Source organism: Xenococcus sp. PCC 7305 (genome assembly GCF_000332055.1).
Taxonomy (GTDB): domain Bacteria; phylum Cyanobacteriota; class Cyanobacteriia; order Cyanobacteriales; family Xenococcaceae; genus Xenococcus.
The window spans coordinates 1-15,504 of record NZ_ALVZ01000082.1 but is presented as its reverse complement, the minus strand read 5'-3'; the positions used below and the strand labels follow the sequence as shown (position 1 = coordinate 15,504).

Genomic DNA, 15,504 nt, shown 5'->3' with positions numbered 1-15,504 from the left:
AACATTAAACATTAAACATTAAACATTAAACATTGAACCTTATGGATGATCTTAAGTACAAACAAAAAATGCAGCGACGAAAGGAAGTCCAAGAGCAACGTCTTGCCGAAAGAAATAACGAGAAAGGTTTAATTATTGTTAATACTGGGAATGGCAAGGGCAAAACTACCGCAGCTTTAGGAATGGTAATTCGTTCTCTGGGTCACGGTTACAAAGTGGCAATCATTCAATTTATTAAGGGTGCTTGGGAACCCGCGGAAAAAGAGGTTCTTGGCAAATGGGAAGATCAGTTAGAGTTTCATGCTATGGGAGAAGGTTTTACCTGGGAAACTCAAGATAAAGCCCGAGATCAGGAGAAAGCGATCGCGGCTTGGGAAAAAGCATTAGAATATATTACTAACCCTGAATATCGCCTAGTTTTACTTGATGAAGTAAATATTGCTCTGAAGTTGGGGTATCTCGATATCGATCAAATACTTGCTGGCTTAGAACAAAAACCCGAAGATTCCCACGTAATTCTCACAGGAAGAGGTGCACCTGAAAAACTAATAGCACAGGCAGATTTAGTTACAGAAATGACCCTAGTTAAACATCCTTTCTCCGAACAAGGAGTGAAAGCCCAACCTGGCATTGAATTTTAATGCTCAATTAGGTTATATGGTTAATGCTCAACTCGCGCGTTCCTTAAGCTGTTTAAGAAGCAGCAGGGTCACTCGTCGTCAATGTTGCCCCTTGGCGCAGTAGATATTGTTGTCGATTAAATTCTGCTTGTTCTTCAGTTAACAGATTATACTTCTTGATTGGAGATCGCATGTCCCATTGGGTTTCTGCAAAAACTAGCAGATTTAAGGTCATTATTAAACCTGTGGCCATAAATTGCCAACCATTTAAATAAGGCAAAATGGCAATGCCTAACAGATGAAAAATCCCAGAGAAGATAAAAGCACGAGATCGCAAACCAAATCCAGTGGAAATATAGCCAATTGCACTCAGGAATAACCATAAAGGACAGAGGTTCATTAAAATTTGACCCCAGCCATAGATAATGGCGCAGTCAGTCACGATAACGCCACCCAACATCAATAAGCCCCAAGTGTATAAAACCCAGCGCAGCCTTTCCACTTGCACCCAAAAATAAGTTAAAAAACCCATTATCACTGTCCCGATGATCGTCATTATCGACCAGAAAATTGCCTGAGTAATCCAATCTATGGGGGCAAACTGAGCCGTAAAAAAAATGACTGCAGAAATCAATCCCCAAAGGACAAATACTTGATCAATACGAGTATAAAAACTAGATAGTAAAGTGTTATTTTTGATTTTTATTGAGAACTTTAATAATCCCTGGCGATCCTGATAATCCAATTCCTTTTGCTTAGGGCGAAATACAGGCTCTGCAATGTTGAAATAAGGCATCCAAAACTAGCTTTATAAAAATTTATATTTCAGTATCTTAACATAACTTTGTCTCTCGTTACAATTCTCCTAGCAGTGTTGGAGTGTAGAGTTGGTCGTTTATCGAAGAGCAGCAAAGTCAAGAAGTCACAGCGAAAAAAAATCACAAAAATGACTCATAAGTCACAAAATACCTTGACCATTCAAGCTATTTTGAACAGGTAGCAATCTTTTAGGCTTCTGATATATGTAGAACTAACCTTGTGAAGGGAATTGATGATATATAGCCTCTCAATGATACATTATTAAGTTGATGCGCCATAAAATATCGATTTAAAACCAGCAGAACCCCATTATTGACCTTAAATTTGAGGTAGTGATGTTTTTGTTGGATATCTTTATGAAGTGAGCATTTTATTTTAAGTGTAATTTTAAAATTGGAGGATGTATTTAAGATAATGTACAATCCGAGCGCAGCAGGAAGTGCTGGTAGCACAGAATATAACAATCGCAGTTTTTTGTACGAAGTGGTTGGGTTAAAAAACGGCAATGGCATGACAAATGACCTTGTCCGGAAAAGTGGGACTACTTGGATCACTGTTCCTTACAACCGAATGAATCAGGAACTGCAACGCATTACTCGCTTGGGCGGTCAAATTATCAGTATCAAGCCTCTTGACCAGGTTAGCGTCACAGGAGCCGAGAAAGTGGAAACGCAATCTCAAAAACCTGTAAACAAAACAAGTAAAGCAAAAGTGAAGTCAAAAGTACCTGTTAATACTTACCGTCCCAAAGATCCTTTTATTGGTAAATGTACTGAAATCTACGACCTGGTTAGAGAAGGAGGAATTGGGACTTGTCGTCATATGACTTTCGACCTTTCTGGTGGGGATCTCAAGTATTTAGAAGGCCAAAGTATTGGGATTATTCCTCCCGGACAAGATGCCAAAGGAAATAACCATAAGCTCAGATTATACTCCATTGCTTCTACCCGTCATGGGGATAACCTAGAAGACACAACCGTTTCTCTGTGCGTCAGAAAATTAGAATACAATGACCCCGAAACAGGAGAGAAAGTAGAAGGAGTTTGTTCCAGTTATCTCTGCAATTTAAGCCCTGGAGACGATGTGGCAATTACAGGGCCTGTAGGAAAAGAAATGCTATTGCCTGAGGATGAAGATGCCAACGTCATCATGATTGCAACAGGAACTGGTATTGCACCTTTCCGTGCTTATTTATGGCGGATGTTCAAAGAAGGAGACAAAAATCCCGACTATAACTTCAAAGGTTTAGCTTGGTTATTCTTTGGTATCCCCAAAACTCCTAATATTCTTTACAAAGAAGAATTAGAAGGCTTAACCCAAGAATATCCAGATAATTTCCGCATGGACTATGCAATTAGCCGCGAGCAGCAGAACTCCGAAGGCGGAAGAATGTATATTCAACATAAAATAGCTGAACACGCAGACAAGTTGTGGGAATTAATCCAAAATCCGAAAACCCACACTTACATCTGTGGTTTAAAAGGCATGGAAGGCGGCATCGATGAAGCTTTATCTGCTGCTGCTGCCAAGCATGATGTAGATTGGGTTCCCTATCGCAAACAGATGAAGAAAGAACATCGTTGGCATGTTGAAACTTACTAAATTTTCAACTACTGCAATTTTTTAAGCTAAGTACGTCTTTAATTAGACGTATTTTTTTTTGAGCCCAACTAGTCTTATAATGGGAGATTGCTAATATGGTGTTCGCGATCGCGTAAATTCGGAACTAGCAGAGATCACATCTCTTAATCTTCTTTTTACGCCACTCAATCGTTAATCCATTCATAATTAAACCAAAAGTAGATAGAGATAGAAGCATCGATGAAAGTAACCCAGGAAAAACTGCCTGACAGTCAAATTGTTCTCGAAATCGAATTGTCAGGGGAAACTTCCCGCAATACCTATGAAAAGGTGGTCCGCGACCTTGCTCGCTCCAGCAATATTCCTGGGTTTCGAAAAGGTAAAGTTCCGAGACCCATTTTGATGCAAAGAATTGGCAAGGAGCGTATCAAAGGAGCAGTTATTGAACAGCTAATTCAAACTGGGATTAAAGATGCGATCGAACAAGAGTCCATCGATGCACTAGGAAATTATCAGCTCAAATCAGAGTTCGATAATTTGGTTGATAGCTTCGAGCCAGGAAAACCCTTCAGTTTCTCAGCAGCGGTGGACGTTCCTCCTTCTGTAGAATTAGGTGACTATCAAAATCTTAGTATCCAAGCAGAAGAGATAGTCTATGATCCTCAAACCTTAGAAGATTATTTAGAAGAAAGTAGAGCTAAAAACGCGGACTTAATGCCGATAGAAGATCGTGCTGCGGCGATGGGCGATATCGCAATTCTAGATTTTGCGGGCAAGATCACAGTAGAAGGCGCAGAACCTGAGGAAATTGAAGGCGGGTCTGCCACCGACTTTGAAGTGGAAATGGCAGAAGGCAAACTCATTCCCGGCATGATTGAGGGAGTTGTGGGCATGAGTCCAGACGAAACGAAAGAAGTTTCTGTTACTTTCCCAGAAGACTATGCCAATGAAGAACTAGCAGGCAAGCCCGCTGTATTTAGCATCACCCTCAAAGAGCTTAAGGCCAAGGATTTACCTGATTTAGATGATGATTTTGCCGAAGATGTTAGCAACGGGGAATATGAAACTATTGCTGAATTGAAAGAATCTCTGGAGAAGCAGTTCCGAGAAAAAGTGGAAAATGAAACCAAAAATAACATCAATAATGCTTTAGTTAATGCTTTATTGGAACAAGCTAATGTTGATCTACCCGACACCTTAATCCAAGATGAGGTAACACAGGTACTTACTCAAAGTTTAATGCAATTGCAGCAAATGGGGTTAGATGTTAAACAATTAGTCAACTCTGACACTATTCCCAAGATGCGAGAGAATTCTCGTCCTGAAGCAATTGAAAATTTAAAGAAAAAATTGATTCTAGCGGAAATAGCAGAGAAAGAGGCTCTAAGTCCCAAAGAAGATGCCATTACCACTAAGATGAAGGAAATCGAAGCGGAATTAGCTAGCGAAGATATTGATTACGATAAACTACGGACTATGGTAGAAGAAGATTTAACTGCTGAGAATACTTTTAACTGGTTGAGAGAAAAAGCAGGGATAGAATTAGTTCCAGAAGGCTCTCTAGCCAAAGAAGAATCTGAAGCAGAAGAAGATGACTCTCCCATTGAAGAAGAATCCCAAACTGAAGAAGCCGAGGCTGGAGACGAGGATTAAGGCAAGTCATCAGGAATTGGCAATTAAGCACCTAAAATTACATAACTTGTTTTTGTGTTGTTAGGTGCTTACTCAACACAATGCCCTTGCAAAACATGACTGCCGCACCTTTTATGTGTTTTTTAATTTGCTCTTTTCGCCATAGAGAGAATAAATTTGCTAGATTATCTGAGAAATGTCAAATTCTTGAATATTGCTCTGAATTTAAGAAACGTTAAGTAAAATTGCCAATTAATAAAATTAGTAATAATTTCCGCCTAAAAATCTATGTTTAAATCGCTTTCCCCTTATAACAGTCTTGTTGATCGTAGTGGTCAGCATGTTATTTGCTCTGCTACTAATTCCTTGCCTATGGTCGTAGAGCAATCTGGAATTGGTGAGCGTTCATTTGATATCTATTCTCGACTTTTAAGAGAACGTATTATCTTTCTAGGAACTGCTATTGATGATAAAGTAGCCGACTCAGTCGTCGCTCAATTGCTCTATCTCGAAGCGGAAGATCCCGAAAAAGATATACAACTGTATATAAATTCTCCTGGAGGCTCTGTATATTCGGGTATGGCTATTTATGACACTATGCAACAGATACAACCCGATGTAGTGACAATTTGTTATGGTATAGCTGCGAGCATGGGGGCTTTTCTCCTATCAGGGGGAACTAAAGGAAAGAGAATGTCATTGCCTAGTTCGAGAATTATGATCCATCAGCCTTTGGGCGGCGCTCAAGGTCAGGCAGTGGATATTGAAATTCAAGCAAAAGAAATTCTGTACATCAAAAAAAGACTCAATGAATTGATTGCGGGCCATACAGAGCAGGATTTTGACAAAATTTCCCTTGATACGGAAAGAGATTTCTATATGTCATCGGAAGAGGCCAAAGAATATGGTTTAATTGATTCAGTTATCACTAAATCAGAGTCTTCTTAAATAATATTTTCCATCCAACACTCGTCTAACAAAAGAGGCTTATATGTCTAAATACGACTCACATTTAAAATGCTCATTTTGCGGCAAATCACAGGAACAAGTACGCAAGTTAATTGCCGGCCCTGGCGTTTACATATGTGATGAGTGTGTTGAATTATGTAATGAAATTTTAGATGAAGAGTTAATGGATGAAGGGACTGCTGTATCTGCCAGTACGAGGGATGTCGAATCTAAGCCCCAGAAAAAACGTTTGACTTCTGAAGGTATTTCCTTCAAGGATCTTCCCAAGCCCAGAGAAATCAAAAAATATCTTGATGAACATGTCATTGGACAAAATGAAGCAAAAAAGGTTCTTTCTGTTGCTGTTTATAATCACTACAAGCGTTTAAGTTTGGAAGGGCAAAATGAGAAATCGGAAGAGGATTCTGTTGAGCTACAGAAATCTAATGTCTTATTGATCGGGCCCACTGGCTGTGGGAAAACACTACTGGCCCAAACTTTAGCAAAAATACTACAAGTTCCCTTCGCCGTGGCAGATGCGACGACCCTAACCGAAGCAGGATATGTTGGAGAGGATGTAGAAAATATTTTGTTGCGACTTCTGCAGGTAGCAGATTTAGATGTGGAAGAAGCGCAAAGAGGGATTATTTATATCGATGAAATCGACAAAATTGCTCGCAAAAGTGAAAACCCATCAATTACTCGCGATGTTTCAGGGGAAGGGGTTCAACAAGCATTACTTAAAATGTTAGAAGGGACCGTGGCAAATGTTCCGCCCCAGGGCGGCCGAAAACATCCTTACCAAGATTGTATCCAAATTGATACTAGCAATATTCTATTTATCTGCGGTGGTGCGTTTGTTGGTTTAGATAAGGCTATTGAGCAAAAGCTTGGCAATAAAGGCGCAGGAATGGGCTTTGAAATTGAATTATCTACAGATATAGATCGCCCCAAGGAAGAAAGAGCAGCCAATTTGCTACAGCAATTAGAACCTGATGATATGGTCAAATTTGGCATGATCCCCGAATTTGTAGGGCGGATTCCAGTAATGGCAGCTTTAGATCCCCTGGATGAAGAGACTTTGGCAACAATTTTGACTAAACCGAGAAATGCCTTGGTTAAGCAGTATCAGAAGCTCCTAAAAATGGATAATATTGAGTTGGAATTTGGGGAAGAGGCAATTAAAGCGATCGCTCAAGAGGCTTATCGTCGCAAAACTGGAGCTAGAGCATTACGAGGTATTGTCGAAGAGTTAATGCTTGATATCATGTATGAATTGCCTTCTCGAGAGGATGTTCAACAATGTACTGTCACGCGAGAAATGGTAGAGAAACGCTCTACTGCTGAACTTTTGGTTCATCCAACTTCTTTTCGTGAGCCAGAATCAGCTTAATCAGTGATCAGTTAACAGTAACTGACCAGCTCTTAAACCCATTACCCATTACCCATTACCCATTACCTAATTTCTAGTGTGGAAAAGCTTTCTTAACCTGTGGCTAAAGTTTCCTTGTCCTCTCTGCCACAGAACATCTGAGGATGTTGTTTGTCTCTATTGTCAAAAAAAGCTCGGAAGCTGTCAGTTAATTAAGCAGAATGGCTTTTGTGCTGGGGATTTACCAGTATTTGTCTGGGGAAGATATGAAGGAGAATTGAAAAGAGCGATCGCAGCATTAAAATATAATAACCAGCCTGAAATTGGAGTTCTATTGGGTAAATGGTTGGCCAAAAGTTGGCAAGAACAGAATGTAGTTTCTCGCAACGAGAAATTGACAGTTGTGCCAATTCCCCTTCACAGAACTAGACTGCAAAGAAGAGGTTTTAATCAGGCTAGCTCCATAGCGAAAGGTTTTTGTCACGAAACTGGTGATGTTTTAGAGCCAAATGTATTAATTAGAGAAAAAGCAACCGAAGCAATGTTTAGTTTGAATCCTGCGCAAAGGAAGAAAAACCTACAAAATTCTTTTACAGTTAGTGAAAATTGGCAAAAATTAAGTAAATTCACTTCGATTTTACTGTTAGACGATATCTACACTACAGGAACAACATTAAAAGAAGCGGCTCGAGTTTTACGTCAACAAAACATTCATATTTTAGGGTCAGTTGTGATAGCAACTTCTTCTAGATCGGAAATTTGAGGTAGGCTTGGTCTACTTTCTCATAAAAATCAATAGTTATTTTCGATTACTTATGCATTGTCTTGAGATCAAGACATTTTAAAGATTAATCAGTATTAATTATCAGTTAAAAAATATATTTTAGTACGTAGAAATACTTATTTTATTGCGGAAAATACTTAAAAAAAAAAGACCAGAAGAAATACCCTTGTCATATTAAGTTTTAGACATTATCTTATTGGCTAAATGTGAAGATCGATTTAGAATTCGGGGTTTTGTGACTTTTAGAGTTACCTACGGTTTTTTGTCTGATCAATCACCTTTGGCCGAATATGATTTCGGGACTATTTTTTTGATTTTTGCTCACAAATTATTTATCAGCAATTATAAGCAAATTAAGGAGTAACGAAATGACTAGCTTTGTTTCCGGCGATTCCACTTTTATGGATGCGGAGGGGAATACAGTACCTATATTCAACTCACCTCTGGTCGCGCAAGATCCAGAAGATGGTGGGATTAGTGCAAATACTTCGGGAACTGGGTTGAGTCTTGAGTTAACAATTATTGGAGACTCTGAAGCCACAGTTTATACTGATCAAGAATCTTCCATTCCAGATACTATAAACTCTGGTGATGGCAATGATGATATTAATGTTGGCGGTGGCGATGACTTTGTTGATGGTGGCGACGGCGGAGATCTCATCTTTGGCGGTAGTGGCAATGATACCATTAGAGGTGGCAAAGGTGCTGATATCATCTTTGGCGGTAGCGGGGCCGATGAATTTCTTATCATTGGCGATCCAGTAGATGGTGCCTTGGGTGCTGATAGTGATTTGATATTTGGTGACGGTGGCATAACTAGCGATAATATTATCGACTTTAATGATAATGAAGATACGTTAGTCCTAGAGAACATGCAACTTCCCGGTGGTGCTAGTGTTAGTTACGATGTTGATACTGGTGCTGTAACGCTTACAGATGATACTTCTGGAGTGTCGAGGGTTATTGCTACGCTGCAACCTGGTCTAGACATTACGGTTATCGATCAAGGTGACGGGAATTTTACCTTAATGTAATTTGATGCTGAGCTGGAGTTAGGAATAGATCCTAGTCACTTCTCCCAATATTTGAGAGGATAAACAAGGAATAGTGCCACTAAAGTTGTAGGTTTAAATTATCTGTCCTGATTATTTTACTCAACTACTATCTTCTGTTTTTTCTCCTTTGCCTTTTTTTGAGTGTTGATTGCTCAAGCCCCACAAATACATAGTAAAAAATAAGAGAAAATACTTACTTTTTCTAGGGGTGCTCATCTCCTAGGTACTAGTCTCATGTAATTTCACCTAAAACTTTTCTGCAAAAATAATGACAGTCTGAACATGATTACCAAAAAGTAAATTAAGTTGCATTTGATTGTATATATAAGCTTAAATAATATATATTATTCTATAAAAACAGATAGTAATTTTCAATAGATTAGTCTTTAGTTCAAGATCAAGCTATTTATGGCATAAAAAAATCAGAAAAATTACGTAAAGACAAGACATATTATTTAATCTCGTTAATCATGTTAATCAAAAAAATAAGTATAAACTATGAAATAAATTTTATTCGGTAAAATAAGTCAGAGCAATAAGTGTTTTCACTTAACTGAAGATACCCATTTTTTCCTAAAAATTACTCATAAAATACACTGTTGCCGTAGTAAGTTTTAGCCATTATATTATGGAGGATCGATTGTGATTTTGAATTCAAATTTTTTGTAACCTTAAGTTACTTAAATAGATGAACCAGAATATATTTTGTATTATCGATCGCAAATAAAGGGTATTAGTCCGAAACTGGGTATTGATTTTTGATCGATAATAATTCATTAGCAATTAAGTTAAGTAAGGAGTAACTAAAAAATGACTAGTTTTGTATCTGGAGATTCAGTTCTAATAGGACCAGATGGAACAGCAACCCCCCTTGCTGGTTCACCTTACGTAGTTAGTGGTTCAGTAAATATAAATACTGCACCTATAGAGGGTGCGGGCGTCAATTTAAAAATTTTGAACGTGGGCCCTAATGGCAACAATGACGTTGTCTATACTGGCGACGAAACAGACCTTATCAAAACTGGTGCTGGCAATGATATCGTTAATGCCGGTGGTGGTGATGATAATGTTGTTGGTGGCGGTGCTAACGATATCCTTAGAGGTGGCGACGGCGACGATGTCCTTAGAGGTGGCAAAGGTGCTGATGTTCTAATCGGTGGTCACGGTGCTGATATCTTTAGAATTATCGGGGATCCTGTTGATGGAGCCTTTGGCGCAGATAGTGACCTATTGCCATTTGACAATCAAGGTGAGCTTGCTATTGACCATATTGTTGACTTCAATGATAGTGAGGATATTCTGGTTCTTCAGGATCTTCAAGTTAATGGTGTCGGTACTGTTAGTTACCATGAGGATTCTGGTAATGTAACTCTTACTGATAGCGCAGATCCAGATACTTCAAGAGTGATTGCCAAGCTCCAGCCTGGCCTAGATATTGCTGTTGTTGATCAAGGCGATGGCAACTGGACTTTACTCTAATTTGTATCTGAGCTAATAAGTTTACAAGTGACTATGCACCCTGTCTTATCTTCAGTGCAATTAAATAATTGCCTTTCGGCGTTTGTCGCACTTAGGTCGGGCTGTTATGCTCATTCAGGGACAGGTTTACGAGTGATAACTTAAGCTCAAGAGAATCAATAGCCTACAACTGATCGGTTGTGGGTTTTATTTTTTGGGAACTTATCTCGTCAAAATTCATCGAGTCGGGCAGGCAAAATATTGAGACCAATATAACCAAAATAGATAAGTTTAAATTGCAGTATTTAACAGCTAAGCCTGGCCTATTGATGCGTCATTGTAAAACTTTTAAGAGAATGTTAGGATATGCCAGGGTTCATGGCACTTCAAAGGAAAATAGTTTTTATTCTCAAGCCCTAATGGTGCAATGTTCGGAGAGACAATGGGAAAACTAGCAAGAGAATATTTAGTGAATTCATCAAGGGAAATTTATCGAGAGGCCAACAGGTTAACAGTTAAATATAGTCCTTTGAACTTAGAGCCTGTCAACAAGTATTCTTACTTTTGCCTAAAAAACTAGCAACTATGGCAAGTGAACCCACAGTAGAACAGATCATAGCTTGCATGGCTCAAAGGGAATGGAGCCACGCGATCGCAATTTGTGCTCAATTGTTAAAGGATAATCCTGAGCAGCAAGAAGTTTATCCTTTGCTGGCCAAGGCTTATGCGAATCAGGGGGATTTTGATAAAGCGATCACAGCGTATCATATCTCCCTAGGCAATCAGCCAGAGCAAGCTCAAATTTGCGCTGAGTTAGGGTTACTCTACAGTAAACAAAAAAAATTCACTCAAGCGATTAGTAATTATCAAAAAGCGATCGCTCTCAAGCCGACCTGGGCAGAAATATATTACAACTTAGCGGTAATCTGGCATGAAGTCGGAGATTGGGAACAAACCATCACTGCTTATCAGCAAGCAGTTAAACATAAACCGAATTACACAGCAGCTTATTTTAATTTAGGTTTACTATATGACAATCGAGGACAATGGAACGAGGCAGTAGCGAACTATCAAAGAGCGATCGAGTTACAACCCTATAATATAAGAGCCTATAGCAATTTAGGTAGTACTTTAGCCAGACATCAAAAATATGAGTCAGCAATTGAGGTTTTACAGCAAGGACTGAAAATAGATCCGACTTGGGCTACCTTGCATAATAATCTAGGTCAAGTTTTATGGTTAGAAGGCAGACTGGATCAGGCTTTGGTGAGCTTTGAGTTGGCTTTATCCTTAGAACCAGATATGGTTTTGGCCAACCATAATCTGAGCAGATTATGGCAACAAGAGTCTAACTATGATCGCGCTTTTTCCTATCTTCAAGAAGTTACCGAATTAGAACCAAATAACTCTTCTGCTCATAATAATTGTCTGAGTATTTTGTTAAAAAAAGGTAACTTACAAGCAGCAATTCCCCATTGGCAATACTTGATCTCTATCAGACCAGAATTCGTAGATTACTATTTGAAACAGGCGACGAAATTGAATGCTGATAATTTATTAGCTCAAGGCAAAATTGCCTGTGCTAATTTTATCAAGGCGATCCGAGAAAATTCTGATAAATCGCAAATTCACCATCATCTCTGGAAAACTTTATTTTATTGGGGAGAGATGTTATTTGACTATGGAGGAGTGGGTATTAATCGAGCAGAGATCTATTATCAGTATGCATTAGATATTAAACCTGACGAGGTAGAACTTTATCTGCGTTTGGGTAACTGTTTTAAGAAACAGAATCGAACTAATGCCGCGATTAGTATGTATCAAATGGGATTATGTTTGCAAAGTAATCATCCTCAAATATCGTTTCAATTAGCGAAACTTTTAGAAAAGCCCCATAGCTCATCATTAGCAATTGAAGATAATGAGGACACCGTTATTCTCCCGCCATCTAACCAATCAACATCATCGAACAAACTGCAAAATTTATTCAAAGAGGAAAAAGATTTAGCTCCGTTACCGCAAGCTATTTATCATTACACCCATGACTGGATCAGAAATTGCCAGATCGAAGATTACAATTACGTAGAAATTTCTTGGCCAGGAACATCGACTCAAGCCAATAAATTAAAGCAGATTGCCTCTGAGCCAATTACAGATATTGATACAACTACCTCTAATCTAAATTGTACGGGGGTTCACTGCCCCAAATGTATAAGTGAATTGATAGAGCTTTTTGAACCGAGACAAATAGCAAAGAATGTTTATCAATTGATTCCCGATAAATTTCCCCAGATTGATTCTCCTTTGCCTTTTGTTGTGACAATTCCTCAAGGAAAAGCTTGGATTGCTCCTTACAAAAATGCTTGGGTTGTTTGTAATGGTTTGGCCGTAATGACTCCTGATGGTTATTTGCTCGGAGATCTTTCCCGTTACTATCTTTGGTTTTTACCGAACTGTCCTTACAAACATCAGAAAGATCATATTCTGTATCAATTAGACAGTTTACCCAAAACAACCAAACTAGATGGCAAAGTTGCATTACTTTCTGCCATGTCAGGTCATGTTTACTATCATTGGATGTTCGATATTTTACCTCGATTAGATTTGATTAAGAAAAGTGGGATTTCTTGGGATAGTATCGACTGGTTCGTGGTTAATAATATAGACAAAGATTTTCAAACTGAAACTCTCAATTATTTAGGAATTCCCCTAAATAAGGTTATACTCAGCGATCATGATTCTCTAATCCAAGCAGAAGAACTTATTGTTCCTTCTTTTCCTGGTTATCAAGATTGGGTTCCTGAAGGTAGCATTAATTTTTTACGAGATGTTTTTTTGGCAAAAGTTAATCTAGATAATGAAAAATACCCACAGAAAATTTATATTAGCCGCTCAAGATCCTCAAGCAGACATGTGATCAACGAAAAAGAAGTAGTTGAAAAGCTTACTCCTTTAGGTTTTCAAACTGTATTTCTTGAAGAACTGTCTTTAACTGAACAAATAGCCTTATTTGCCAATGCTAAAGTGATTATGTCGACCCATGGCTCTGGGTTAACCAACTTAGTTTTTTGTTCTCCTGACACCATAGTTATTGAGCTTTTTTCCCCTCACTATGTCAGAACTTATTATTGGATTATTGCTCAACAGTTAAAATTGAAATACTACTATTATTTGGGAGAGGTATTCGACTGTAAGTTTTTAAGAGACTTAATGTATCAAAATAGTCTGACAGAAGATATCCTGGTTAACTTTAAGTCCCTCAATGCAGTTTTGAAATTGGCTGGAATAATAACATAAAGGATGAGGGATGAAGGATAAAGGATGAGGAATAAAACAAAATTATCAATTACTAATTATTAATTATCAATTAACTTGTGAGTTCTAATTATTTAATAACATCAATCTTAGAATATGCGGCGGCTTTTGCTGATGTAGAAGGTGATGGTCAAGATTGGCAGATTGCCTGTCGCAATCTGGGTAATTTGCTTCAGAGTATGGGCAGATTTGAAGAGGCAATCAACTGGAATTCTTTAGCTCTGGAGCCACAGCTCAATTTGGCAGAAGTTTATAGCCAATTAGCTAGGATCTGTGCCCAAGAAAAAAGTTTAGAGATAGCAATTGAGCTATTTGAAACTGCTTTAAAATATAATCCTAACGCGGAAAATATTTATGCTAACCTAGCTCAAATTTATGGTCAGCTGGGAAATAAAGAATCGGAATTGGATTATTGGTATAAAGCTATTAGTATCAACCCAAATTTATTCGATACCCAAGCTTATTACAAAATTGCTCAGGCCTTTAAACAACAAGGAAAACTTGAACAAGCAATAGATTGCTTTCAAAAATCCGAAGGTCTGGGAAAAGAAGTAATTGCGGTAAGTTACGAATTAGGGGAAATTAATTTAAACCGAGGTGATTTAGCATCAGCGAAAACTTGTTATCAAAATATCTTAGAAAAAGATCCAAATCAAGCACAAGCTCATTATAAACTAGGCTCAATATTTCTCCGACAAAAACAATTGAAATCTGCCATAGAAGAATTTCAGCATACAATTAAGCTGGCACCAAATTTTCCTTGGGTTTACCGTGATCTAATTCAGATATTTGTCCAGAGGGAACAATGGGATGAAGTGATCGCAGTCTGTAATTCGATCACTCATTTAGGCGAAAAGTTTCCTTGGGTCTATGTTCAATTAGGAAATGCTTTACGGGAAAAAGGTCGCATAACAAATGCGGCTTTATCTTTTCAAAAAGCCTGTGTTGTTCGCGGATGGCAAGAATGCTGGGATAAAGACTATTTCTTCGAGCAAGATAATTTCAGCTATCGCATACCGCTGATTGAACCTCATCTTCAACATTTAGTTAATCAAGAATCAACTAATATTTTAGAAATAGGCAATTATCAAGGGATGTCTAGCTGTTGGCTATTAGATAAAATCCTAACTGCACCTGATTCTAAATTAACTTGCCTAGACCGCGAGTTTGATAGTAAATTACAGGATAATCTACTTAAAGCCAAGGCAAAACATAAAGTTAATTTGATGGCAGGAGATATCCACGAAAATCTCAATTCATTAAGTCCTAATATTTTTGATCTTGCAAATCTTCAAGATAGAAGAAAACAATGGGAATATGTAAATCAAAGTACGGCTTTGGTCTGGAGATTAATGAAGGTTGGCGGCATCATAATATTTAATGATTATGGGTGGCATCGCAATGATATGCCAGAGCTAAACCCGAAAAAAGGAATTGATAATTTTCTCAATTCTATCCCCAGTCAATGGGAAATTATAGTAGAGTCTTCGGGAAGTTTGCCATTTATTGTGAAGAAGATTAGCGAGTAATACTTTTAAAAGATCTAAAATCTATAAGTGAACAAGGAAAAATATTTTCACTAAAAAGAAATAAACATAATTCGTATTTGTAAAGCCTATTTGAAAACTAATAAATAAATATATTATGGCGAATATAGTTAACCATATTCAGTAGAATTATGTTGCCAAATTTTATAAATGTATCTGCACTTGATGGCAAAAATGGTTTTGTAATTAGGGCTTGCTGGAAAAGATGAAAAGTAGAGCCAAAGAAGGCTACAGAGATCTCAAGGGAAGAAAAAATGAGGGTCAATGGACGGAAAAGCCTTAAAATTGGTGAAATCCCCTTGCACTAAATAAGCAAGAACAAATGTACTATAAATCACCTCAGACTTCCATTACGCCAGAAAAGTTTGAATTA

General features: G+C 38.0%; 11 protein-coding genes. 10 read left to right on the top strand and 1 reads right to left on the bottom strand.

Going from position 1 to position 15,504, the window contains the following annotated elements; genetic code table 11:
- The first annotated feature begins 41 nt into the window (after positions 1 to 41).
- Complete coding sequence (cobO, locus tag XEN7305_RS02945; RefSeq protein ID WP_006507844.1) at positions 42 to 641, top strand: cob(I)yrinic acid a,c-diamide adenosyltransferase; 600 nt, start codon at positions 42 to 44, stop codon at positions 639 to 641.
- A 52-nt stretch (positions 642 to 693) separates the two neighbouring features.
- On the opposite strand, the gene XEN7305_RS02940 is transcribed toward cobO, so the two are convergent.
- On the bottom strand, positions 694 to 1,416 hold the full coding sequence (locus tag XEN7305_RS02940; protein ID WP_006507843.1) for a hypothetical protein: 723 nt from the start codon (positions 1,414 to 1,416) through the stop codon (positions 694 to 696).
- Positions 1,417 to 1,853: 437 nt separating this feature from the next.
- On the opposite strand from XEN7305_RS02940, the gene petH reads away from it, so the two are divergent.
- From petH to XEN7305_RS02890, 9 genes are all read left to right on the top strand, one after another.
- Positions 1,854 to 3,041: a ferredoxin--NADP reductase gene (gene petH, locus XEN7305_RS02935; RefSeq protein WP_006507842.1), complete on the top strand. Its 1,188-nt coding sequence runs from the start codon at positions 1,854 to 1,856 to the stop codon at positions 3,039 to 3,041.
- 219 nt (positions 3,042 to 3,260) lie between these two features.
- Entirely contained in the window at positions 3,261 to 4,673 is a 1,413-nt protein-coding gene (gene tig / locus XEN7305_RS02930) for a trigger factor (RefSeq protein ID WP_006507841.1), read from the top strand.
- Between the two features lie 267 nt (positions 4,674 to 4,940).
- Positions 4,941 to 5,600, top strand: coding sequence for an ATP-dependent Clp endopeptidase proteolytic subunit ClpP (clpP, locus tag XEN7305_RS02925; protein WP_006507840.1), 660 nt, complete (start codon positions 4,941 to 4,943; stop codon positions 5,598 to 5,600).
- Between the two features lie 43 nt (positions 5,601 to 5,643).
- Complete coding sequence (clpX, locus tag XEN7305_RS02920; RefSeq protein WP_006507839.1) at positions 5,644 to 6,993, top strand: ATP-dependent protease ATP-binding subunit ClpX; 1,350 nt, start codon at positions 5,644 to 5,646, stop codon at positions 6,991 to 6,993.
- A 76-nt stretch (positions 6,994 to 7,069) separates the two neighbouring features.
- Positions 7,070 to 7,735 carry a ComF family protein gene (locus XEN7305_RS02915; RefSeq protein ID WP_006507838.1) on the top strand — a complete coding sequence of 222 codons (666 nt, stop codon included), beginning with the start codon at positions 7,070 to 7,072 and terminating at the stop codon, positions 7,733 to 7,735.
- 389 nt (positions 7,736 to 8,124) lie between these two features.
- Positions 8,125 to 8,790, top strand: coding sequence for a calcium-binding protein (locus XEN7305_RS02910; protein WP_006507837.1), 666 nt, complete (start codon positions 8,125 to 8,127; stop codon positions 8,788 to 8,790).
- Between the two features lie 831 nt (positions 8,791 to 9,621).
- Complete coding sequence (locus XEN7305_RS26325) at positions 9,622 to 10,290, top strand: calcium-binding protein (RefSeq protein ID WP_006507836.1); 669 nt, start codon at positions 9,622 to 9,624, stop codon at positions 10,288 to 10,290.
- Positions 10,291 to 10,854: 564 nt separating this feature from the next.
- The gene (locus XEN7305_RS02895) at positions 10,855 to 13,566 is read left to right on the top strand and encodes a tetratricopeptide repeat protein (RefSeq protein WP_006507835.1); all 2,712 of its coding nucleotides are present in this window, start codon (positions 10,855 to 10,857) and stop codon (positions 13,564 to 13,566) included.
- Positions 13,567 to 13,643: 77 nt separating this feature from the next.
- Positions 13,644 to 15,113, top strand: coding sequence for a tetratricopeptide repeat protein (locus XEN7305_RS02890; protein WP_006507834.1), 1,470 nt, complete (start codon positions 13,644 to 13,646; stop codon positions 15,111 to 15,113).
- The last annotated feature ends 391 nt before the right edge of the window (positions 15,114 to 15,504 follow it).

Bases quoted from the DNA above. Each gene is read 5' to 3' on its own strand.
- cobO (WP_006507844.1), top strand. From the start codon at position 42: ATGGATGATCTTAAGTACAAACAAAAAATGCAGCGACGAAAGGAAGTC.
- XEN7305_RS02940 (WP_006507843.1), bottom strand. From the start codon at position 1,416: ATGCCTTATTTCAACATTGCAGAGCCTGTATTTCGCCCTAAGCAAAAG.
- petH (WP_006507842.1), top strand. From the start codon at position 1,854: ATGTACAATCCGAGCGCAGCAGGAAGTGCTGGTAGCACAGAATATAAC.
- tig (WP_006507841.1), top strand. From the start codon at position 3,261: ATGAAAGTAACCCAGGAAAAACTGCCTGACAGTCAAATTGTTCTCGAA.
- clpP (WP_006507840.1), top strand. From the start codon at position 4,941: ATGTTTAAATCGCTTTCCCCTTATAACAGTCTTGTTGATCGTAGTGGT.
- clpX (WP_006507839.1), top strand. From the start codon at position 5,644: ATGTCTAAATACGACTCACATTTAAAATGCTCATTTTGCGGCAAATCA.
- XEN7305_RS02910 (WP_006507837.1), top strand. From the start codon at position 8,125: ATGACTAGCTTTGTTTCCGGCGATTCCACTTTTATGGATGCGGAGGGG.
- XEN7305_RS26325 (WP_006507836.1), top strand. From the start codon at position 9,622: ATGACTAGTTTTGTATCTGGAGATTCAGTTCTAATAGGACCAGATGGA.
- XEN7305_RS02895 (WP_006507835.1), top strand. From the start codon at position 10,855: ATGGCAAGTGAACCCACAGTAGAACAGATCATAGCTTGCATGGCTCAA.